The sequence below is a fragment of the uncultured Veillonella sp. genome (assembly GCF_963543145.1).
Lineage (GTDB): Bacteria > Bacillota > Negativicutes > Veillonellales > Veillonellaceae > Veillonella.
Genome location: NZ_CAUTZP010000008.1, coordinates 50,328 through 73,900 on the forward strand (window position 1 = coordinate 50,328; position 23,573 = coordinate 73,900).

Genomic DNA, 23,573 nt, shown 5'->3' on the forward strand with positions numbered 1-23,573 from the left:
ATGAAGTGTTAGAATTTAATTGTTAGTATTCAACGTCTGTACGGGGCTCTCGCGACGAGCCTGTACAGACTTGAAATTTATAAATGTTTCACAACGAAAGGATGCAACATGGCACAATTAGTAAAAGCTGCACAAGCTGGCTTCGACGAAAAAAATGATGCATTAGTAACGGTTGAACCGATTGCTAGCGGCATCGAAATCGAATTAACATCCAAAGTTATCCGTCAATATGGCGACCAAATTAAATCTGTTGTTTTGAACACAGTAAAAGAAGCTGGTTTTGACGGCGTGAAAGTAATCGTACAAGATAAAAACGCTTGGGATTACACAATTAAAGCTCGCGTATTAGGCGCATTGGAAAGGGGGAGCAAAGCATAATGGCTAACGATAAAACATTCCCAGAAGTTAAAACAAATCCATTAACAGAGGCTGCGAAAAAACGCTTGTCTCGTTCCATGATGTTCGTGCCTGGTAATACACCTAAAATGATTAACAGTGCTGATATTCACGGTGCTGACTCCATCATGATCGACATCGAAGATTCCGTTGCTGTAACAGAGAAAGATACAGCTCGTCTTTTAACTGCAGAAGCTTTGAAATCCCGTAAGTTCCGTGGTGAAACAGTTGTTCGTATCAACCATCCAACACAAACTCCTTACGGCTATGATGACCTTGATGTAATCGTTCCTGCTAAACCTGATTTGATCCGTTTACCTAAGACTGAAGATGTATCTGAAGTTGAAATCGTAGCGAAGAAAATTGAAGAAGTAGAAAAAGCTAATGGTTGGGAAGAAGGTACAATCAACATTATCGTAGCTATCGAATCCGTTCGTGGCTTGTACAATGTTCGTGAAATCTGCCACGGCCCTCGCGTAGTTGCTATCGCTCTTGGCGCTGAAGACTACCGCGCTGACCTTCGCACTGGTAAACATAAACCAGCTGTAGAATTGTTGTTCGCTCGTCAAACAATCCTTCATGCAGCACGCGAAGCAGGTATCCGCGTAGTTGATACTGTATTCTCCGACGTGAAAGACCCTCAAGGTTTCCGCGAAGAAGTTGAATTCATTAAAGCATTGGGCTTCGATGGTAAATCTTGTATCCACCCAAGCCAAATCAAAATCGTTCACGAAGTATTCACTCCTGACGAAAAAGAAATCGCTCATTCCGTTAAGGTATTAAACAGCTATGCAGATGCATTGCGCAACAACAAAGGCGTAATCTCCGTAGATGGCAAAATGATTGATGGTCCTATCGTAGTTCGTGCACAACGCGTAGTTGATAAAGCACGTGCAGCAGGCATTAAAGTTGAATTAGAGGAAGGAGCAGAATACGATGTTAAATAAAGTAGGTCGCGATATCCCAACAAATATCCCAGCACTAGAAGGTCGCGAAGTATACCAAGGTGAATTCGCAATCGAACCTAAAGTGAAACGTGCAGGCAAACCTGTACACATGAGTCGCGTGGGTACTAATAAAGTGCTTGCTTCCATCGACGAAGCAATCGAAAAAGCTGGCGTAAAAGATGGTATGACATTGTCTTTCCACCATCACTTGCGTAATGGCGACTATGTAATGAAAATGGTTATGGAACGCGTACAAGCGAAAGGTATTAAAGACATTACAATTGCGTCTTCTTCCTTGTCCCCATGCCATGAGTTCTTAGTAGAAATGATTCAAGACGGCACTGTAACAGCTATCGAAACATCTGGCTTGCGCGATCGTCTTGGCAAATTCTTAACTCAAAACCCAGGCGTATTGAAACGCCCTGTAATCATTCGCTCTCACGGTGGCCGTGCTCGTGCCATTGAATGTGGCGAAGTTCATATCGACGTAGCTTTCATGGGTGCTCCTACAGCTGACCCACGTGGTAATGCTACTGGTCGTACAGGTAAATCCGCATGTGGCGCACTTGGTTATGCTAAAGTCGACTCCCACTATGCAGATACAACTGTTATCATCACTGATAACTTAGTTGACTATGTACACAACTATGCAATTCCTCAAACTGACGTCGATTATGTTGTTGAGGTTGAAAGCATTGGTGATCCAGAAGGTATCGCTTCTGGTGCGGTAGGTTTCACTAAAAACCCTATCCAAATCAAAATCGCTGAATTAGCTGGTGAATTCCTTGACCAAGCTGGCATCATTAAAGATGGTTTCGTATTCCAATTGGGTGCTGGTGGTGCTCCATTGACTGTAGCAAAATTCATCGCTGAAAAACTTCGCAAACGCGGTGAAGTAGGTGGCTTCGCTATCGGTGGTGCTACTGGTATCTTGACTGGCATGCTTGAAGAAGGTTTGATTCGTGCTATTTACGATACTCAAACATTCGATACTACGGCAGCAGCATCTTTGGATAAAAACTCTGCACATATCGAAATGTCCGCTTCCATGTACGCTAACCCTTGGACAGACTGTACTACTAACTACTTAGATGTAGTATTCCTTGGTGCTACTGAAATCGACCTTGATTTCAACGTAAACGTAATGACTGACTCCAACGGCGTATTGATGGGCGCTTCCGGCGGTCACTCTGATACAGCAGCAGGTGCTAAATGCACAGTTATTACTTGCCCATTGATTCGTGGCCGCTTGCCAATGATCCGTGACAAAGTAGCAACTGTAATTACACCAGGATCCTCTGTTGACGTACTCGTTACTGAATACGGTATCGCAATCAACCCAGCTCGTACTGATTTGATTGAACGCTTCAAAGATAGCAACTTGCCTATCTTCACAATTGAAGAATTACAACAATTAGCATTTGACTTAGTTGGTAAACCACAAGACATTCCTGTATCTGACAAAGACGAAGACATCGTGGCAATCGTAGAATACCGCGATGGTTCCATCCTTGACGTGGTTCGTAAACCTTTATAAGTTAGATATGGTGTCCGGTAGAATCTGTAACGGTTCCGTCGTCTCACCTTCCTTGCTGATTAGTTAATATAAAGACCCTCTCTATGGTCCTCGGACTCATGGAGAGGGTCTTTTTGTGTTTATGCGTTGTTTTAATATTAATCTTAAAGATAGAAGTAAAATATAATGTGGCAAAAATAGTACATATAGATAGTTATACTTTTACTATAAGAAGATTGGGGGTTATAGGAGGTAGTTTTTATGTATCGTTGTATTGCCAATTTAGAGATTGACCTAGAGGGGGTAGGTGAGTTTTATAGTGAAATAGACGAATATGAAACATTAAATATGTACAAAATCATATTAGCGTGGTTACAGGATGATTTAGATGGACCTAATCCAGAAAAAACTGTGTTCGGTATATCAGAGCATGCTTTAGACTGGATGGCTGTGTTGCCTGGTGACATTTCTTATCGAAATCTATTTGATATGGGAAGCTGTAAACGGGGCAACCGTTTCGAAAGTATTGATTATTTATATGCGAAATTTTTACAAACATTGGAAAATAAGAAACGATTTGAACTTGAATATGAATCCTTATGCTTGGATTATGTAAAGGTGAATCCACAGCTTATAGAAATAACTCTAACTTGCTGCAGAAATATAGATTTTTTATTATTTATAAAACAGTGGTTACGTAATTGTAGTACTTATAAACATCCGATATACTATAAGGTAAAAGATGTGTATTATGTGGAATTTTAAGGAGAGAGACTATGAGCCAAGTATTTAAACAAGATCTAACAGATAATTCGGTTCGTCCTGGCGGTTTGTTTTTTGTTGAGTTATTAATGCCCGAGCAGTGTGATATGCCTGCTCGCGATACAATGGTAGAGGTTTTCACAAAGCATTTGGGGCCTATTGATTGCTTTAGTTATGGAGCTGATTCTGCTGGTTTTGCACCTCAGAATTATAAGGTTCATTATGAGGACAAAGATGCCGATATTCCACTAACCTTAATGGTGACAAATTGTGAGAAAATCGAAAAAACTGTATTAGATGATTTTGAGCGTAGTCAGGTGTGGGATTGTCCAAATGTGGATGAGTTATTAGCAGAGTGCCAATACAGGGTGTTTGCTACGGATATGTTAGCCTCTGGTTTAGCGGCCAAAGAACGTGCAGATATGCTTGTAAAGTATGTAGATGCATTACTAGAATTATATCCCTCTTGTAAAGCCGTTGTATTTGGACCATCTCGTAAGTTCTTAAGTCGAGAATCGATTGAAAATCATCCTGATAAAGAGGTGACTCGTTTCATGTATTATGCTGTAAATGTGCGTTATTTTAGTATTCAAGGTACCAATGATATGATGGTAGATTCTGTGGGTATGAGTACATTATTTTTACCTGATTTACAGTATCACTTTCACGGTGTAGATCCTAATCATGTAGTATTTCATGCTTATAATGTGTTGAATTATATTTTCGAACATGGTAATATAATAGGTGATGGGGAAACCATTGCGGGGTTACAAAATGGCGAGATGAATCAGGATATTCAGTGGAAGGTTCAATACGAGGATTCTTTAATCCAGCCCGTTCGAGAGGTTCTAGATATTAATATGGGTGAATACGCATCTGGAACTCGGTAGTTGTTAATCAATGAAAGGTGCGAGCATTATGAGTGATCAACGTGTTTTTGATATGGAACTTGTGAAAGTTGAAAGTTTGGAGAACGCTGTTAGGACGCCATTTTATCAAACTGATTCCACAGGTGGTTCAGTATGGGTTATTAAACCTGGTCAAATCTTACCAAAACATTATCATCATCACTCTGATGATATATGGGTTATATTGCAAGGCAAGGGTGTATTTTATCCAACGCCTAATACAGAGGTGCCTTTTACAAAGGGGCAAGTTATAGTATCTAAAAAGGGTGAATGTCATGGTGCAAAAAATACTGGAACGGAAGATATTGTCTTTGTGAGTATCGTTGCTCCAGTGCCTGCTGATTATGATCCTGTTAAGACTAATTAATATGAAAGCACTTTATAGTATTTTCTTCTCTTGTGATAGAGATATATTCATACTATAAAGTGCTTTTTTATTTTATACAGTCATTTCTAGCGAATATACCTTTTCTATTTTATATGTCATTATTTTGGTTTTACTATTCCTATTTGTTATTTCTATACTCTATAAAATTCCATTGACAGAGGACGTTTGTTCTTTTAAGACGGTAAAGTATGTAATATTTTAATAAGTAGAAAGGAATTATATGAACTCATCTACACTAGAGCCTCAAAGTGGGGATATCAATTTCAGAGATTTTACGAAACGTCGTATGCTTCACGTAGTCTTACCATTGTTTATTGTTTCTATTATTGCCTTCCTGGATCGCGTTAACATTGCTTATGCAGGCTTGACTATGAAGGAGAATTTACCATGGTTGACGCCAGAAGTATTTGGTATGGGGGCAGGCATTTTCTTTATTGGTTATGTTTTGTTTGAAGTGCCTGCATCTTTAATTGCAGCTCGTTGTAATGCTATGCATTGGGTGGCGCGTATCATGTTTAGTTGGGGGCTCGTATGTATTCTTATGACGACGATGACCACTGAGTTGGAATTTTATGTTTATCGATTTTTACTTGGTCTATGTGAGGCTTCTTTATATCCTGTAATTTATTCATTACTCATTCCAAATTGGTTCTTGCCAAAGGAGCGAGCGAAGGCAATCTCCTTGATGTTGACATCTTTATTGTTCTCTAACATCATTGGTGGGCCATTGGCAGGTATTTTATTGGATACAACGTTCTTTGGTCTACATGGTTGGCGTACACTCTTTATCGTTGAAGCTATTCCTGCTGTGATCTTTGCGTTCATTTTCGCATTCTGGATGAAAGAGCGTCCTGAACATGCATCTTGGGTAACTGATGTAGAAAAGGTATATATTAAAGCCGAGCTTGAAAAAGAAGAGCAACAAAAGCAAGCCGCAAAGAAATATACTATTTGGCAAGCGTTAAAAGACCCAAAAGTATTGCGTTTAGCGTTAATCTATTTCTTGTGGGTTATTGGTTTCTGGGGCTTTAGTTTTTGGATGCCTCAAGTTCTTAAAAGCTTATCTGGATGGCCACCAAGCGTGGTAGCGTGGTCTATTGCTATTCCAATGACAGCAGCCTTACTTGTACAAATATACTGTGGTTACTCTTCTGAAAAGCGCAATGAAAAACGTTGGCACGTTGCTACTACATTGTTCATTGGTACTATTGGTTTCTTAGCAACACCACACAGTCCATCTCCAGAAGTTAGCTTATTCTTTATATGCTTAACTGCAGTAGGTGTTTACGGTGGTATGGGTGTATGGTGGACCATGCCAACAACCTTCTTATCTGGCGCTGCTGCAGCGGGGGCGATGGGACTCATTAACTCTTCAGGTAATATGGGGGGCTGGGTAGGTCCTTATATGCTTGGATTCATCAATGGTCACACTGGTAGCTTTGCTTATGGTTACTATGTAATGGGGGCTTGTATGTTCCTTGCTGGTCTATTAATTTTGACACTTCCAAAATCTATGGAACATAAAGAGGATTAAGTAGAGCTATATTATAGATAACTAGATTATAGACAACTTAATAGGAAAATATTTAACGAATGCTTCAATGGTGTGATTTTGGATACTATTCAATTTTATGTTACAATTTACAAAATAGTATTATTTAAACTTGAGGAGACAAATATTGAAAGAGTGTAGACCTAAGTTTGATGAAATTACATCATTTGATGAATTTAATAAATATTATTGGTATCGTGATGAACTTTCACAAATATGTAAATCATTAGGATTAGAATATAGGGGAACAAAACAAGAACTCAATTATATTATTGAGCAGTACTTTAAAGGCGATTTAATTAAAAAATCATCAATAAAAAATAGAAGAAGGCAAGTGGAAAGTATTACTTTAGATACACCATTACTTGAATGTAATTTTTCCTTTAATACGAAGTTTAGAGAATATTTCTCTGCTTTAATAGGTGTTTCACGATTTAAATTTAATGCTGATATGGCTACTGCCTGGAGAAAAGTAAAAAGTGAAAAAAATACAAGCTTTACAATTGGAGATTTGCTGAAAGTATATTATGGTGAATCAGATTATGCAAAGTATGACAATTCGGTTTGTCAATGGAATCAATTTTTTAAGGATTTTTGTGCAGACGAATGTAGTGGCAATTATTCGAATAAATTAAAAGTAGCATCTATTATTTGGAAAGAAGTTAGAGATTCAAAAAATGAAAAAATTTATTCAAAGGAGCTTTTAAGTGAATATGCATATAAATTAGAAGCGTATCGCAAGTAGAAGCAACTTGTCGTTGCAGAGATGTATGGGAAAACTAGCAATTAAATCTATAATAGAATAACGATAAAAGCACCTTATATCCTATGAGAAGAGTCATTTGTGATGACTTTTGTAGGTATGTAAGGTGCTTTTATTTATTTCTGATTTCTTTATTGATTTTGTTTTGTTACATCAGGCACTTTCCCAGGATTCATATCCAGGTTTAGATCTGTGGATTTGAATGGGTGTGGGTTTGCCTCTGGTGGTTGTACTTTGAGTTCTGGGTGTAACCATTGCAGTTGTTTTAGTTCCCAGTCGTACTTAGCACCATCGTTTTGGAGTTGGCGAATACTTTTAAAGACTTCGTCTAATTGATCGCTATGCTTATTAGCCATCCCTTCTAGGATGTATAGGCGACCTGCTACGCTATTAATGGTGGATCCATCATGATCTTCATCGACACGCCATTGTAATTCTGAAATTTGTATTTGCTGGAAGACTATAACAATAACCAGCACAATAATCACGCCCCATATAGGAGCTTCTTTAACTTTCAAAAGGGCCCGCAATTTAGCTGCGAGCCCAGATATTTTATTCATTATTGACGATCCTCGAGTTGTAATCCAGGTAATGGTAATTTGGAATTTACAAAGTCTAACCACAAGCGAGACGCGTGGGAGAGGTAATGTCCTTTTTTCCAAATAACATAGAGGGTATGAATGATTTCAGGTACGAGCGGACGCACAACGACCTTGGAACCAACCTCAGTATTTTCACCTACCTCAGGGCAGAGGCGAGATGGTAATAATGCGATGGCAAGGTCAGCACTAACCGTTTGTAACATAAGATCACGTTGACTTGTTTCAAACACGATATGCGGTTGGAAACCCGTGTGCTTACACGCTTTGATGATTTCGTCATGTAAGTTGAAATCGTCTTTGTGCAATACAAAGGATTCATCAGCTAACATTTCTAAACGAATTTCTTTTTCTTTCGCTAGAGGGCTGGATTTTGGAATGATAACGGAAAGTGGGTCACTAGTAAGGTAGAAGGACTCAAATTCTTTAGGGTTTGGTTTAGTACAGATGATACCAATATCAATTAAACCTTCTTGAACGCTGATTTCAACCTTTTTAGAACCTTGTTCATATAGCTCTAATTCAATTTGTGGATATACTTTTTTGAACTCACCTAATAATTGGGCAAAAATAGGCGCATCTGTAATTGGTGGAATACCAATTCGGATAGACCCTTGCTCCAAACGAAATTCGTTTTCAAAATCAGTTTTTAGATGTTCAAACATAAACACAACGCGTTTAGCGTGGGTTAAGAAGATGGTACCCCCATCAGTAAGTTCTACAGATTTAGCATTACGCATGAAGAGAACAACACCAAGTTCGTCTTCTAAAGCTTTGATCGTACGGCTGATAGCAGATTGGGAGATGTGTAAATTCCTCGCAGCCTTACTGAAGCTTTTTTGATCAGCTACTTCAACGAAGTATTTCAAATGATGAAAATCCATAATTAACCCCCTAAAAATAAAAATTGGTTATAGGAAGTGACCTGGCTAAATGAGAATAGTTATTACTATAATGCAACTAGCTATTACTTTATGTAAAGCATGGATAGCAATATTGGCAAAGCGACAGTCACTGTATGTGTTGCGTTGATAGGCCCCAGCACGTTATAATTAGCTTATAGGGCTATATCAAGTTATGATATTAGGAATTATGGTTGTGCCCATTACAAAAAAGTATGTTCACACATAATGCCATATTATATATAACATATATATTATTGCATTATTTTTTCATGTGCGCAAGTTTGTAATGGTTGTTATTCCTAAACATAATGATAGATTAAGCAAGTGTTCTATTTTTGCTAAATGCTTAAGGAGGCAATAATCACATGAGTCGTAAATTTAAAACTATGGACGGCAACCAAGCGGCTGCTCACGTTTCTTATGGTTTTACAGAAGTTGCTGCGATTTACCCAATCACTCCATCTTCCCCAATGCCAGAACACATTGACGAATGGGCTGCGTCTGGTCGTAAAAACATTTTCGGTAACACTGTTCAAGTTGTAGAAATGCAATCTGAAGCAGGTGCGGCTGCCGCAACTCACGGTTCTTTACAAGCTGGTGCATTAACAACAACTTTCACATCTTCCCAAGGTTTGTTATTGATGCTTCCTAACTTATATAAAGTAGCAGGCGAATTACTTCCAGGTGTATTCCAAGTAGCTGCTCGTGCATTAGCTGCACATGCTTTGGCTATCTTCGGTGACCACCAAGACGTAATGGCTGCTCGTGCAGCTGGTTGCGCTATGCTTGCTGAATCCTCCGTACAAGAAGTAATGGACTTGTCCGCTGTAGCGCACTTGACAGCTATTAAAACTCGTGTACCTTTCATCAACTTCTTCGACGGTTTCCGTACATCCCATGAAATTCAAAAAATCCAAATCTGGGATTATGAAGATTTGAAACCATTGGTTGATATGGACGCTGTTAATGCATTCCGTAAAAATGCATTGAATCCAGATGCTCCTGTAACTCGTGGTACTGCAGAAAACCCTGACGTTTACTTCCAACATCGTGAAGCAGCCAACAAATTCTACTTGAACGTTCCTGACGTTGTAGAACACTACATGAATGAAGTTAATAAATTGGCTGGTACTAACTATCAATTGTTCAACTACCATGGTGCTCCTGATGCAACTGACGTAATCGTAACTATGGGTTCTTCCGCACAAGTAGTAGAATCCACTGTTGACTACTTAAACAAATTGGGTCGTAAAGTTGGTTTCATCAACGTTCACTTGTTCCGTCCATTCGCAACAGATCGTTTGTTGAAAGCTCTTCCTCAAACAGTAGAACGCATTGCAGTTCTTGACCGTACTAAAGAACCAGGTGCTTTGGCTGAACCATTGTTCTTGGACGTACAAGCTGCTGTAATCGATGGTGGCCGTAACGTAAAAGTTATTGCTGGCCGTTATGGTTTGAGCTCCAAAGACGTTATCCCTGCAGACATCGTAGCTGTATTCGATAACTTGGCTGCTGAAAACGGTAAAAAATTCTTCACATTGGGGATCAATGATGATGTTACATTCTTGTCCTTGGATCGTGCTGAAGGCGTAGAAATTGAAACTCCTGGTTTGACTGAATGTAAATTCTGGGGCTTCGGTTCTGACGGTACTGTAGGTGCGAATAAATCCGCTATCAAAATCATCGGTGACCACACTGACATGTATGCTCAAGCATACTTCGATTACGACTCCAAAAAATCTGGTGGCGTAACAATGTCTCACCTTCGTTTTGGTAAAAACCCAATCAACTTGCCATACTTGATCACTGAACCTCAATTCGTAGCATGTCACCGTCAATCTTACGTACATGAATACGACTTGATTCGCGGCATCAAAAAAGGTGGTACATTCTTATTGAACTGTACTTGGTCTCCTGAAGAATTAAACGAACATTTACCTGCTAAATTACGTCGTCAAATCGCAGAAAAAGAATTGAACTTCTACATCATCAATGCTGCGAAAATCGCTTCCGAAATCGGTTTGGGCGGTCGTATCAACATGGTAACTCAAGCTGCGTTCTTCAAATTGACTGAAATCATCCCTGTAGATGATGCTGTTAAATACCTTAAAGAATCCGTAGTAACTTCTTACGGTAAAAAAGGTCAAAATATCGTTGACATGAACAATGCTGCTATCGATCAAGGTGTTAACGCTTTGGTAAAAGTAGATGTTCCTGCTGACTGGAAAAACGCTGTTGATGAAGGCGGTCACGCAGTTAAACCTGGTTGCGAATCTTGCCCATCCTTCGTTCAAAACATTGCACAACCAATCAATGCACAAGCTGGTTATGATCTTCCTGTATCCACATTCGCTGGCTACGAAGATGGTACATTACCTGCGGGTACTGCAAAATATGAAAAACGCGGTCCTGCATTGTTCGTTCCAAAATGGTTACCAGAAAACTGTATCCAATGTAACCAATGTTCCTTCGTATGTCCACATGCTACAATTCGTCCAATCTTGGCAACTGAAGCAGAAGTGGCTGCAGCTCCAGAACATTTCGATACAATCCCTGCATTGGGCGCTAAAGACCTTCAATTCCGTATCGCAGTATCCCCATTAGATTGCTTGGGTTGCGGTAACTGTGTTGATATCTGTCCAGCTCCTAAAGGCAAAGCTATCGTAATGACTTCCATCGATTCCGAAATCGAACAAGCTGAAGCATGGAACTATGGTGTTAACCTTCCTGTAAAAGAAAACCCTATGAAGAAGGAAACTGTTAAAGGTTCCCAATTCGAACAACCATTGTTCGAGTTCTCCGGTGCTTGCGCAGGTTGTGGTGAAACTCCTTACGCTAAATTGTTAACTCAATTGTTCGGCGACCGTATGATGATTGCCAATGCAACTGGTTGTTCCTCCATTTGGGGTGCTTCCATGCCTGCATCTCCATACACAACTAACCAACAAGGCCACGGTCCTTCCTGGGCAAACTCCTTGTTCGAAGACAATGCTGAGTATGGTTATGGTATGTTCATCGGTGTTAAGAAAATCCGTCAACAATTAGTTGAAGTAGCTTCTAAAGCTGTAGAAACTGCTACAGGCGAATTGAAAGAAGCTTTGGAACAATGGATTGAATTTGCTAACCTTGGTGCAGCAACTCGTCAACGTTCCGAACGTTTAGTAGCAGCTATCGAAGCTGAAGGTGCTACAACTCCAGAATTGAAAGAAATTCTTGAGAAAAAACAATTCTTAATCAAACGTTCTCACTGGATCTTCGGTGGTGACGGTTGGGCATACGATATCGGCTTCGGCGGTGTTGACCATGTATTAGCTTCTGGCGAAGACGTAAACATCTTCGTATTCGATACTGAAGTATACTCCAACACTGGTGGTCAAGCTTCCAAATCCACTAACATTGCAGCAGTTGCTCAATTCGCAGCTTCTGGTAAACGTACTAAGAAAAAAGACCTTGGCATGATGGCTATGTCTTATGGTTATGTATACGTAGCACAAGTAGCTATGGGTGCAGATAAAAACCAATTGATGAAAGCTATTACAGAAGCTGAAGCATATCCAGGTCCATCCTTGATCATCGCTTACAGCCCATGTATCAACCATGGTATCAAAGCTGGTATGGGTAAAGCTCAAGAAGAACAACGTAAAGCAGTTGCAGCTGGTTACTGGGATCTTTACAGATACAACCCTCAACTTAAAGCAGAAGGTAAAAATCCATTCTCCTTGGATTCCAAAGAACCAACTGAAAGCTTCCAAGACTTCCTTAAAGGTGAAGTACGTTACGCTTCCTTGGCTAAAGCAGCTCCAGATGTTGCAGAAGAATTGTTCGCTAAAACTGAACAAGACGCTAAAGAACGTCGCTTAAGCTATGTTCGCTTACAAAAAGGTTTTGAAGACGTAAAATAATACGTTATTTAACGACTGATAACTATATGAGGCATCCTTTCTAGGGTGCCTCTTTTTTGTTGTATTATTTGAGTATTAACTACTCAAAACATAGGTAATATACTAGGAATTTGGTATAATGATAAGTAGCTATGCATAATGATAGCATTACATATTTTGGATAATTCTTATATTAAATATAGAGGTACATATGGCTAAGGATAATACACAAATGGCAACAGAAGATACGCAACAAAGGATATATAAAGAGTTAGGCTATAAATCCTATCCATTTCCTTTCACTACACCTGCCTATTTAGAGGCGTATGGCACGCTTGTAGGCCTTAAGCCACCAGAGGCTAAAACAGCACGTGTCCTTGAATTAGGTGCTACCTATGGTGGTAATATCATTTCCCAAGCAGTTCACAACCCTGAAGCGACCTTTGTAGGTATTGAACTTTCACAAGACCAAGTAGAGAAGGGCAATAAAATTATCGGGGACTCAAAATTAGATAATGTATCTTTAGTGCAAGGTGATATCTTGAATTTTGATGAATCAATGGGAACCTTTGACTATATTATTGCGCACGGTTTCTACTCTTGGATCAGCGATGAAATGAAGGATAAACTGCTCCATATTATTTCCCATCATTTAGCCGATAATGGTATTGCTTATGTATCTTATAATACCTATCCTGGATGGCATACGATGGAAGAAGTTCGTCAGCTCATGTTATTTGCGAATCGTGGACATGAAGAATCTACTCATAAGGAAAAGGTATTGCGAGGTAAGACTGTGGGCAGCTTGGTAGGTTCTCAAATCCTTAACTACGATAATCTTAAAGAACGCAATAGTAAATTCTTAGGTGCCTTGCGATCCGTTATGCAAAAGGACGATTATTATGTAGGACATGATCATTTAGAACCACATAATGATCCATGCTATTTCTATCAATTTAATGATCATTTAAAAGAACATGATTTAGCTTATGTATGCGATGCGGACCTTACATTATCTATGGTTCGTACTTATGATGAAAGTATTGCAGACAAACTTGAGCAACTAGCTCCTAATAGCCAAGCAGATCAAGAGCAATATTTAGATTTTATGTTAGATACTACATTCCGTAAGTCTATTATTTGCAAAGCAGGTGCGACAAAGGATATTAACTATGCGGTAGCGAATCCTGATAAAGTAAATACAGTACCTGTACGTACTATTGTAAATAGTTTTGTATTCCAAATCCTCTTTGATGAAGAAGCATTAGAAATGTTTGAAAATGATCTCCTACGAGATACTTTCCAAGCGCTTATTAAAGATGGTGGTACTTTCAACATGATTGAAGCACTGGCTATTTTAAAAGCAGCTCATGAGGCGGCGAATGCGTCTGATGATGAATTAGAACCTGCTGTATGCAGCTTATATAAAGCTGTAGTAGAGCATATGGTACGCGGTGGTATTCGTTTCTATAAAACATTCCCTGTGAAAGAGGAGTATATGGAAGGTCTATCCTATATACCTGCACGATTTACAAATTTTGTAAAAGCTATTGCTGATGGTGGTGGGGAATATATTTATGGGGCAAATATGTTTAATGATGCGATTGGCGATATTTCTGAAGAAGACTTATTGTTCATGGAGCTGTTGAATAAACCTAAAGCGAAATCTACATTGATCAAGAAGATTAAAGACTCTCTCTTTAGTGCCGATAAGTCTCAACCAGCAAAACATCAAAATGCGATGGCTGAAGCCTTCTATAATGAATTAACAACTCGCATGGAACAATTAGGTTTTATTAGAAGTAAGAAAACAGAACGTATTTCATAAGCCGTACTTGAAACATGATAAGTCTTGCTAAAGCTGTTATTTGTGGCTGTTCATTCTAGTTTCATAGTATAAATTAAAACCCGTTACACTTATAACATTTGTATGTAAAATGTGCTAACGGGTTTTGTTTTATATAATTAATTTTAGAATAATTTAATAATTATTACATTTAGTTATTTAATCTTGCCAAAAAAGTATAGTAAATCGATAAAATTAATGAGAAATAAATGAACCATATATGAAAAATGTGGTATACTATGTATGGGTATTTTTGTGAACATCATCCGGTGTGTTGTGGATGATTATATAAATTGTATTAGTTGTACTAATTGTATTATTTGTAAAAGGAGTCTTTTATGGCATCTAAGAAGGCAGTTCTAGTATATATACTAGAAATCCTGAAAAGTGAAACAGATGCTAATCATACTTTATCTCAAGAGGAGATTCGCAGTATATTAGCTGAGCGGTATGAGGTGTCCGTGGATCGGAAGACCTTAGGCCGTCATTTAAATGATTTATATGAATCTGGTGATTTTGGTATTCAATGTGAAGAGTCTGCCGTGGGAGCAGATGGCACTATTCGTCGTACCGATTTTTATATGATTCATACCTTTGAAGATTCTGAATTGCGATTATTGATTGATGGTATTTTGGCATCTCGCCATATTACCGCATCTCAACGTAAGGATTTAATTAGTCGTGTTGCTAAACTGGGCAGCTCTCATTTCAAGCCACATGGTATTGATATTGAAAGTGCTACAGGTTACCTTCATAGAAGCCAGGACTTATTCCTTAACATTGATCTCATAGAAGAAGCAATACAAAAGGGAAGAAAGATTTCGTTGGCCTATTGCCAACCTGACGTGGATAAGCGTTTACATATCAATCTTGGTCCAGATAACAAGGAACGGAAATATGTATTTAATCCATTCCAACTAGTAATGAATCGAGGGCACTATTACCTAGTTGGGAACCACGAAAACTATGACGACATGTCTACGTTGCGCGTCGATCGTATTGCACACATTACGGTGCTAAGCGAACGGAGAAAACCTTTACGGGAGATAAAGGGATACCAACAGCAACGCACTTTTAACGTGTCTCAATACGTAAAAGAGCACATTTATATGTTCGGTGGTGAATCCATTACGGTAAGCTTTAAAGCAAAACGTTCCATCGTAAATCAAATCTTAGATTGGTTTGATGGTAATGTAGAATTTACTAATGTAACGTCCGATGATGTGGTATGTCGCGTACGTGTAAATCATCACGCTTTTAAATATTGGGCTCTCCAATATATGCAAAGTGTAAAAGTACTTTCACCAGCATCCTTGGTGAATGAAGTGAAGGAAGCTATAAAAGAAGGCTTACAACAATATTCATAAAAATAGAGCTAGTTGATCGTTGAATCAACTAGCTCTATTTTTATGTTTTCTGTTTTATAGAACGTGCATTTTCTCTGCTTCTTTATAATCCTTAAGAACTGGACGAGGCGGCAACTTATCCATAATACTCACCACGTAAATCGCGATGGAAGAGAAGATGAAGCCTGGTACGATTTCATATAGACCAAGGAATTCAAATTGTTTCCAAATAAGTACTGTTAAACCACCCACTACGATACCAGCGATACAGCCATGACGTGTCATTCGTTTCCAGAACAAGGAGAACAAGATGGCTGGACCGAAGGCAGCACCAAAGCCTGCCCATGCATAGGCAACCATTGTTAAGATGTAGCTATCTGGATTCATTGCCATGTAGATGGCTATGAATGCAACTAGTAGTACTACGATACGACTTACTAGTACTAGCTCTTTATCGCTTGCTTTTGGATGAATGATATTTGCATAGAAGTCATTAGAAATAGCGGAGGCTGTTACCAACAATTGTGCAGATGCAGTACTCATGATAGCTGCTAATACAGCGGACCAGATGAGACCTGCTACAAATGGTGTGAAGAGACGTTCTGTCATGATGAGGAATACTTTTTCCGCATCAGTGCCTACCAATTTATCTGGCAACAAGTATACGTGACCGATGAGACCTACTGCGATAGCTGCCATAAGGGATAAGATAACCCAAACCATGGCGATATTCGTAGATTTTTTTAACTCTTTCGCATCGGAGATAGCCATGAATCTTACGAGGATATGGGGTTGGCCAAAGTAGCCAAGACCCCAACCGAGAGCGGAGATTAAACCAATAGCCCAAGTGAACCAATCGGATGGATTGCCAAATAAGCTAAGGCCTTGAGGAAACTCCTGTTGGATGAGTTGGAATGTTTCTACAGGGCCGCCCATGTACATGGTTGCTGTAATCGGTACTGCTAAGATGGCAAAGAACATCAATGCCCCTTGAATACAGTCCGTCCAAGATACAGCGAGGAAACCGCCGAGGAAGGTGTAGAATACGACGATGCCTGCAGTGATGAAGAGGGATACGGTGTAATCTAGACCGAAGATGGTGTTGAATAACTTGCCGCCTGCTACGAAGCCTGAAGATGTATAAATCAAGAAGAAGATCAAGATAAATAAGGCTGAAATTACGGCTACCGAATGGGATTGATCGTGGAAACGATTCTTTAAGTAATCTGGTAGCGTCAAACTATCGCTAGCTACCTCTGTATGGTTACGCAAACGTCTAGAAACGAATTTCCAGTTTGCCCAAGTACCTAATGTGAGGCCTACGGCAATCCATACACCAGAGATCCCCGTAGTATATGCGAGGCCAGGCACACCCATGAGCATCCAACCACTCATATCGGATGCTTCCGCACTAAGTGCTGTGATCCATGGTCCTAATTGTCGGCCACCGAGGATGTAATCACCAATGCTGTTTGATTTCCTGTAGTAATAGACCCCGATATACATCATGAGTCCTAGGTATAAGGCAAAGGCGATAATAATCATTAAGTTGTCTTGTGTCATGCCTATATAAGACCTCCTTAGGTTGTAGTTCCATTCTATAGTATTATAAATAATTCTTATTGTATCACATATTAGCACTTTAGAGTGTAAAAATTTGGTGAGATTGTATTGGTTTCTATACGAATTTTAAGCATATACTTTCGTCTTGGGCATTAGACGGTTAATCTATAAATCGTATATACTAATAAACCGAATATACTCGAAATATGATAAAATAATAGAATGAAAAATGACACGTGAAAGGAGGTACTCATGGATCAACAGGGGCCAACAAAACAAGAAAACCTAAAACAACCAGTTGTGACAAGACAACAAGCACTACGCATGTTAGAAACTTACTTTGGGTATACCTCCTTTAGACCGGCTCAAGAGGCTCCGATTGCCTCCTTATTACGCAATGAAGATGTAATTGGCATCATGCCGACGGGGGCAGGGAAGTCCATTTGTTTTCAAATACCTGCACTCTGCAAGGCGGGGCTCACTATCGTGTTCTCTCCGCTGATTTCTCTTATGAAAGACCAAGTAGATGGCTTGTTAGTACAGAATATACCAGCGGCACTTATTAATAGTACGCTTACTCAAGCGGAGTTTAATAAGACCATGTACGAGGTGCGTAGCGGCAAGATTAAACTCTTATATATTGCGCCGGAGCGACTCGGTTCTAATTTCTTCTGTAATGTGTTGCGAGCGTTGCCTATTGCTCAAGTCATTGTGGATGAGGCCCATTGTATCTCGGAGTGGGGTCATGACTTTAGACCGTCCTATCGTCTCATCGGAGAGTGGCTCAATTCACTACCAAAGCGTCCTATCGTAGGGGCTTTCACCGCGACGGCTACGAAATATGTAGAAAATGATATCAAGAAATTATTAGGCCTAGATAAGGCTAATGTGTATGTAACGGGCTTTGACCGACCTAATTTATCCTTCTCTGTCATCCGTACACCAAAGCGCATGGATTATGTGGTTCACTATGTGCGCCAACACGCCAACGAAAATGGCATTATTTATTGTGCGACGCGTAAGGATGTAGATCGAGTGTACGAAAATCTAACTCGTGCAGGCATTAAGGTGGGTCATTATCACGGTGGGCTCAGCGATGAGGTACGCCGTGAGATGCAAAACGCTTATGCAGACGATAAACTGCAGGTCATGGTGGCTACCAATGCCTTTGGTATGGGCATTGACAAGAGTAATGTGCGTTATGTGTTGCATTACCAAATGCCACGCAACATGGAGTCTTACTATCAAGAGGCAGGTCGTGCAGGTCGCGATGGGGCTCCTGCAGAATGTATCTTGCTCTACAGTGGGCAGGATGTACAGGTTCACAAGTATTTGATTGAACAGTCCATCGAGACGCCTGAGCGACAAGAGGTAGAGCTCCGTAAATTACAGTCTATGATTGATTACTGTTTCTGTAGTAATTGCTTACGTAAATATATGCTTAACTATTTTGGTGAAAGCACCGTTTGGACGACCTGTGATAATTGTAGTTCCTGTAAAGGCTCTGCCGATAAGGTAAATGTAACAAAAGAGGCGAAGGCTATCTTCCGTGCCATTATGGGCACTGATGAGCGCTATGGTGCCTCTATGATTACCTCCATCGTGCGCGGTGAGCGTACTGACCGCATTATGCGTGCAGGCCACGATGCACTCCCTGTATTTGGTTTACTAAGTAATGTAGACGAGAAATCTATTAAAGGGCTCATCCAACAGTTTGTAGCTTCTGGGTATTTGCGTAGTTCTTCAGGTAAGTATCCTGTGCTATCCTTGACGGCGGGGGCCGAGGAGGTCCTTGCGGGGCATAAAGAGGTGGAGGAAATTAGGCAACATGTGTCGGTACCATCTCGAACTAGTCGGTCTACGTCTACTACATCCCGAGGGAAAACTAGTTCCGGGTCGGGTGGTTTATTTGAACATTTACGACAGCATCGTAGGCGCTTAGCCGAAGAGACAGGACTTCGACCATATCTTATCTTCCCCGATACAGTACTTATTGACCTTTCTAATTTACGACCCACAACATTAGGTGAGTTTGGCAATGTTAAAGGTGTAGGGGAAGCAAAATTGAAAAAATATGGCCTCAGTTTTTTACAGGCCATTGCAGAATATAAGGGATCATAAATTTTACTGTATATATGGTAGTATTATGTATTTTTTAGTATGATAGTACTATATATTGTAAGATATAAGACATAAGGTTAGTATTATTCGACGTAGTATACATAGATTTAGGGGGACATATGAGTCTAGCAGATACACAATACCTCAGTATTATTGAAAATATTTTAGAACATGGCACGTATGGTCAAAATCGTACGGGTATTGCAACCTATAAATTGCCGCATCAAATTATGCAATTTGACTTGCAAGAGGAATTTCCAATTTTGACTACAAAATTTGTAGCTTTCAAAACGGCAGTAAAAGAATTGTTATGGATTTGGCAAATGCAATCTAACGACGTACGCAAATTACAAGAAATGAACGTGCACGTATGGGATGAGTGGATGCGTGAAGATGGTACCATTGGTAAGGCCTATGGTTACCAAATTGCAAAGTACAAACAACTTGATAATCTCGTCAAGACTATTAAGGAAGATCCTGATAGCCGTCGTATGATTGTTACATTGTGGAATATTGAAGATTTAGATGATATGGCACTGCAACCATGTGCGTATGAAACATTATGGGACGTAGCTGATGGCTACTTGAACTGCATGCTCATTCAACGCAGTGGCGACATGGGCCTTGGTGTTCCATTTAATACAGCTCAATATGCAGCATTACAATGCATGATTGCCCAAGTAACAGGTCTTAAACCTGGTAAATTTACGCATGTTATCAACAATGCACATGTCTATGAAAACCATGTAGAAGCATTGCGCGAGCAATTAGCACGTCGCGATCAAGCGTTGCCAGCTCCAAAAATTATTGTGAATCCTGAGGTAAAAGACTTCTATGACTTCACACCAGAGGACGTTATATTAGACGGGTATGAACATCTAGGTAAATTGTCCATGACTGTTGCTGTATAACACTGAATTTATGACAGTTGCTGTATAGCACTGAATTCATAACTGTTGTGTATAGCACTGAATCCATAACTGTTGCCATATACCATTAATTGAAAGAGGCTAGTATGTTAGCATTAATCGTAGCCGTAGCACATAATCGTGTGATCGGTAAAGATAATACCTTGATTTGGCATTTGCCGAATGATTTGAAATTCTTTAAAGAGAAAACTACAGGGCATGTCATCATTATGGGCCGTAAGACCTTTGAAAGTTTGCCGTTCCTATTACCAAATCGTGAGCACTGGGTGATTACTCGCGATAAAGGTTTTGATGCACCAGAAGGGGTTAAAATTTTCCATAGTCCTGAGGCGGCTGCAGAAGCAGCACGAGCTCTTGATGCGGCCTATGTTATCGGTGGTGCTCAAGTGTACGAGGCTTTCTTGCCTTACGTGGATACGATGTACATTACAGAAGTCGACCACGAATTTGAAGGGGATGCATTTTTCCCAGAGTTCCCAGAGGAGGCTTTCACCATTGAATCCGTAGTAGACGGCGCAGTGGACGAAAAGAATGCATATCCTCATCGTTTTGTAACCTATCGCAGAAAGGCATCTAAATGAGTGAAAGAATGTTTGCCATTATTGGCAGTGAATTAAATGTTAAGCCAAAGCAGGTGCAAGCTGCCGTAGAATTATTGGACGAAGGCAATACGGTGCCATTTATTGCGCGTTACCGTAAAGAGGTAACGGGCGAATTGCAAGATGAGCAATTGCGCACCATTGAAGAACGCATTAAATATCTGCGCAACTTGGAAACACGTCGCCAAGAAATCATTGCATCGATTACAGAGCAAGAAAAGATGACCGACGAGTTGATGAAGTCCTTAGAGGCAGCAACAAAGCTTCAAGAGTTAGAGGATCTCTATTTACCGTACCGCCCTAAGAAACGTACGCGCGCTATGATTGCCCGTGAACGTGGCTTGGAGCCGCTAGCGGACATGATCCTTAACGATACAGTTACCTCTGGTGATCCCCTAGAGATTGCTAAAGAATTTGTAGCGGAAGAGGTACCAACCCCAGAGGATGCAATACAAGGTGCGTCAGATATCGTAGCAGAAATTGTTAGTGATAGTGCAGACTTCCGGGCATACTTGCGTAAAAAGATGTGGAACGAAGGCTTTATTCAAGCTGAGTTGACTGGTGATGAAGAGGTACAACAACAGTTCTTGCAATACGCAGAATATGCTGAACCGGTTCGCCAAATGCCGTCTCATCGTATCTTGGCGGTTAATCGCGGTGAAAAATTAGGTGCTTTGAAATTAGCCCTTACTGTACCAGGTGATACTTATATTGCTTACATGGTGCAAAAGTTAGAGAAAAATCCAAAATCCATCTTTGCCGATTATAAAGCGGCTGCAGTAGCCGATGCGTACAAACGCCTCATTTTCCCTGCTCTAGAGCGTGATATCCGCAATGAGTTGACGGAAAATGCGGACGAACAAGCGATCAAGGTATTTGGTGTAAACCTTAAAAACCTATTGTTACAACCGCCTTTGGCAGGCCATGTTATCATGGGCCTTGACCCTGGTTATCGTACAGGTTGTAAGATGGCTATTATCGACCAACAAGGTAATGTGCTAGATTATGGTGCCTACTATTTAACTAATAGTGAAAAGCTTCGCAAAGAAGCGCAAAAGGTATTGGCTGATAAAATCCGTAAGTTTAAGGTTACTCTCTTATCTATTGGTAATGGTACTGCATCCTATGAAACAGAGCAGTTTGCTTCTACCATGATTGAAGAGGAAAAATTAGACTGCCACTATATCATCACTAATGAAGCAGGCGCATCTGTATACTCTGCTTCTAAATTGGCTATCGATGAATTACCAGATTTAGACGTAACCATACGCGGTGCTGTATCGATTGCACGGCGCGTACAAGATCCATTGGCTGAATCTGTTAAGATTGATCCAAAATCTATCGGCGTAGGTCAATACCAACATGACGTAAACCAAAAACAATTGACTCATACGTTAGATCAAGTCGTTGAAACCGTAGTAAACCACGTTGGGGTAGAGCTCAATACGGCATCTCCTGCTATTTTGCAACATATTGCAGGCATCTCTAGTACGGTAGCTAAAAATATCGTTGCATACCGTCAAGAGAATGGTGTATTTAAAAGCCGTAAGGAATTGTTGAAAGTACCTCGCTTAGGTCCTGCAGCGTTCACGCAATGTGCCGGGTTCCTTCGCTTGCAACACGGTAAAAACCCACTAGATAATACATCTGTCCATCCTGAGTCCTATGAATTGGCAGAACGCATTATTGGTGAATTAGGCTTTACCTTAAAGGATTTGCAAGATAAAGCGCAACTAGAAGCATTACAAGTGAAATTACCGCTTGTGGATGCAGAAAAAATGGCGGCTAAACTTGATGCGGGTGTACCAACGGTGCGAGATATCTTAGCTGCTTTGGCAAAACCAGGTCGTGACCCTCGTGAAGATTTGCCTGCATCACTTACTCGAAAACATGTAGTAAGCCTTGAAGATATTCAAGTTGGTACTGTTGTAAAGGGGACAGTTCACAACGTAGTTGATTTTGGTGCCTTCGTAGACTTTGGTCTTAAAACAAATGGTCTTTTGCATCGTAGTGAACTATGTAATAGCCGCCAACATCCATCTGATGTGCTTGCTGTAGGCGATATTATTGAAGCTCAAATTATTTCTGTTGATGTAAAACGCAATCGTATCGGTTTATCTGTAAAAGCATTACAATCAGAAAAACCAAAGAATAACGATGGCAACCGCAATAGAAATAACAATGGTCAACGTCGAAACAACGATCGTAATAATAACCGTAATAATGGTAGCCGTCAAAACAGTAATCGTAATGGTGGAAACCGTAATAACGGAGATCGTCGTAACGGATAATCTCATATATTCTTAGATTCAAGAATAGAATTTTATAGTACATTACATAAATGATAGTCAATTGATAATTACTCTTGACTAAAAGTCATCGTACACAAAACCGCACTCTCTATGGTTTTAGAGGGAGCGGGTTTTCTATATAACTAAAAACTATATATTTTAATGCGTAATGGGTATATCGAAAACGATATATCTGATTGAAAATTTTAAATATAAAGAGTATGATGAAATCAGAGAGGAAAACTTTCTCAATATATGTTC

18 protein-coding genes are annotated in these 23,573 nt (G+C 39.9%); 15 read left to right on the forward strand and 3 right to left on the reverse strand.

Going from position 1 to position 23,573, the window contains the following annotated elements; genetic code table 11:
- The first annotated feature begins 108 nt into the window (after window positions 1-108).
- The 8 genes from citD (at window position 109) to RWZ05_RS05095 (ending at window position 7,214) form a co-directional block, all read left to right on the forward strand.
- Entirely contained in the window at window positions 109-378 is a 270-nt protein-coding gene (gene citD / locus RWZ05_RS05060) for a citrate lyase acyl carrier protein (RefSeq protein ID WP_009351290.1), read from the forward strand.
- A complete protein-coding gene (locus RWZ05_RS05065; RefSeq protein ID WP_314642712.1) occupies window positions 378-1,343 on the forward strand; it encodes an aldolase/citrate lyase family protein in 966 nt (321 codons plus the stop codon). Before citD ends, RWZ05_RS05065 begins: the two co-directional genes overlap by 1 nt.
- Window positions 1,333-2,880: a citrate lyase subunit alpha gene (gene citF, locus RWZ05_RS05070; RefSeq protein ID WP_314642713.1), complete on the forward strand. Its 1,548-nt coding sequence runs from the start codon at window positions 1,333-1,335 to the stop codon at window positions 2,878-2,880. Before RWZ05_RS05065 ends, citF begins: the two co-directional genes overlap by 11 nt.
- A gap of 240 nt (window positions 2,881-3,120) precedes the next feature.
- Window positions 3,121-3,624: a hypothetical protein gene (locus RWZ05_RS05075; RefSeq protein ID WP_314642714.1), complete on the forward strand. Its 504-nt coding sequence runs from the start codon at window positions 3,121-3,123 to the stop codon at window positions 3,622-3,624.
- 11 nt (window positions 3,625-3,635) lie between these two features.
- Complete coding sequence (locus RWZ05_RS05080; RefSeq protein ID WP_314642715.1) at window positions 3,636-4,511, forward strand: DUF4261 domain-containing protein; 876 nt, start codon at window positions 3,636-3,638, stop codon at window positions 4,509-4,511.
- A 28-nt stretch (window positions 4,512-4,539) separates the two neighbouring features.
- Window positions 4,540-4,896: a cupin domain-containing protein gene (locus tag RWZ05_RS05085; RefSeq protein WP_024066296.1), complete on the forward strand. Its 357-nt coding sequence runs from the start codon at window positions 4,540-4,542 to the stop codon at window positions 4,894-4,896.
- Window positions 4,897-5,137: 241 nt separating this feature from the next.
- Window positions 5,138-6,451, forward strand: coding sequence for an MFS transporter (locus tag RWZ05_RS05090; RefSeq protein WP_120055971.1), 1,314 nt, complete (start codon window positions 5,138-5,140; stop codon window positions 6,449-6,451).
- Window positions 6,452-6,596: 145 nt separating this feature from the next.
- Entirely contained in the window at window positions 6,597-7,214 is a 618-nt protein-coding gene (locus tag RWZ05_RS05095; RefSeq protein WP_120055969.1) for an SAP domain-containing protein, read from the forward strand.
- 149 nt (window positions 7,215-7,363) lie between these two features.
- On the opposite strand, the gene RWZ05_RS05100 is transcribed toward RWZ05_RS05095, so the two are convergent.
- Window positions 7,364-7,792, reverse strand: a complete 429-nt coding sequence (locus tag RWZ05_RS05100; protein WP_314642717.1) for a hypothetical protein — start codon at window positions 7,790-7,792, stop codon at window positions 7,364-7,366.
- Window positions 7,792-8,715: a LysR family transcriptional regulator gene (locus tag RWZ05_RS05105; RefSeq protein WP_009351004.1), complete on the reverse strand. Its 924-nt coding sequence runs from the start codon at window positions 8,713-8,715 to the stop codon at window positions 7,792-7,794. Before RWZ05_RS05105 ends, RWZ05_RS05100 begins: the two co-directional genes overlap by 1 nt.
- 386 nt (window positions 8,716-9,101) lie before the next feature.
- Between RWZ05_RS05105 and nifJ the strand changes: the two genes are divergently transcribed.
- The 3 genes from nifJ to RWZ05_RS05120 all read left to right on the forward strand — a co-directional run bounded on the left by nifJ (window position 9,102) and on the right by RWZ05_RS05120 (window position 15,830).
- Complete coding sequence (gene nifJ / locus RWZ05_RS05110; RefSeq protein WP_314642718.1) at window positions 9,102-12,638, forward strand: pyruvate:ferredoxin (flavodoxin) oxidoreductase; 3,537 nt, start codon at window positions 9,102-9,104, stop codon at window positions 12,636-12,638.
- 190 nt (window positions 12,639-12,828) lie between these two features.
- Window positions 12,829-14,445, forward strand: coding sequence for a methyltransferase regulatory domain-containing protein (locus RWZ05_RS05115; RefSeq protein WP_314642720.1), 1,617 nt, complete (start codon window positions 12,829-12,831; stop codon window positions 14,443-14,445).
- Between the two features lie 356 nt (window positions 14,446-14,801).
- Window positions 14,802-15,830 (forward strand): WYL domain-containing protein, encoded by a 1,029-nt coding sequence (locus RWZ05_RS05120; protein ID WP_314642723.1) that lies wholly within the window; start codon window positions 14,802-14,804, stop codon window positions 15,828-15,830.
- A 54-nt stretch (window positions 15,831-15,884) separates the two neighbouring features.
- On the opposite strand, the gene putP is transcribed toward RWZ05_RS05120, so the two are convergent.
- Window positions 15,885-17,372, reverse strand: coding sequence for a sodium/proline symporter PutP (gene putP, locus RWZ05_RS05125; protein WP_314642726.1), 1,488 nt, complete (start codon window positions 17,370-17,372; stop codon window positions 15,885-15,887).
- Between the two features lie 252 nt (window positions 17,373-17,624).
- On the opposite strand from putP, the gene recQ reads away from it, so the two are divergent.
- The 4 genes from recQ (at window position 17,625) to RWZ05_RS05145 (ending at window position 23,312) form a co-directional block, all read left to right on the forward strand.
- Window positions 17,625-19,493 carry a DNA helicase RecQ gene (gene recQ / locus RWZ05_RS05130; protein ID WP_314642728.1) on the forward strand — a complete coding sequence of 623 codons (1,869 nt, stop codon included), beginning with the start codon at window positions 17,625-17,627 and terminating at the stop codon, window positions 19,491-19,493.
- A gap of 119 nt (window positions 19,494-19,612) precedes the next feature.
- Window positions 19,613-20,404 (forward strand): thymidylate synthase, encoded by a 792-nt coding sequence (locus RWZ05_RS05135; protein ID WP_314642730.1) that lies wholly within the window; start codon window positions 19,613-19,615, stop codon window positions 20,402-20,404.
- A 104-nt stretch (window positions 20,405-20,508) separates the two neighbouring features.
- A complete protein-coding gene (locus RWZ05_RS05140) occupies window positions 20,509-21,003 on the forward strand; it encodes a dihydrofolate reductase (protein ID WP_314642733.1) in 495 nt (164 codons plus the stop codon).
- Window positions 21,000-23,312: a Tex family protein gene (locus tag RWZ05_RS05145; RefSeq protein ID WP_314642735.1), complete on the forward strand. Its 2,313-nt coding sequence runs from the start codon at window positions 21,000-21,002 to the stop codon at window positions 23,310-23,312. Before RWZ05_RS05140 ends, RWZ05_RS05145 begins: the two co-directional genes overlap by 4 nt.
- Window positions 23,313-23,573: the final 261 nt, after the last annotated feature.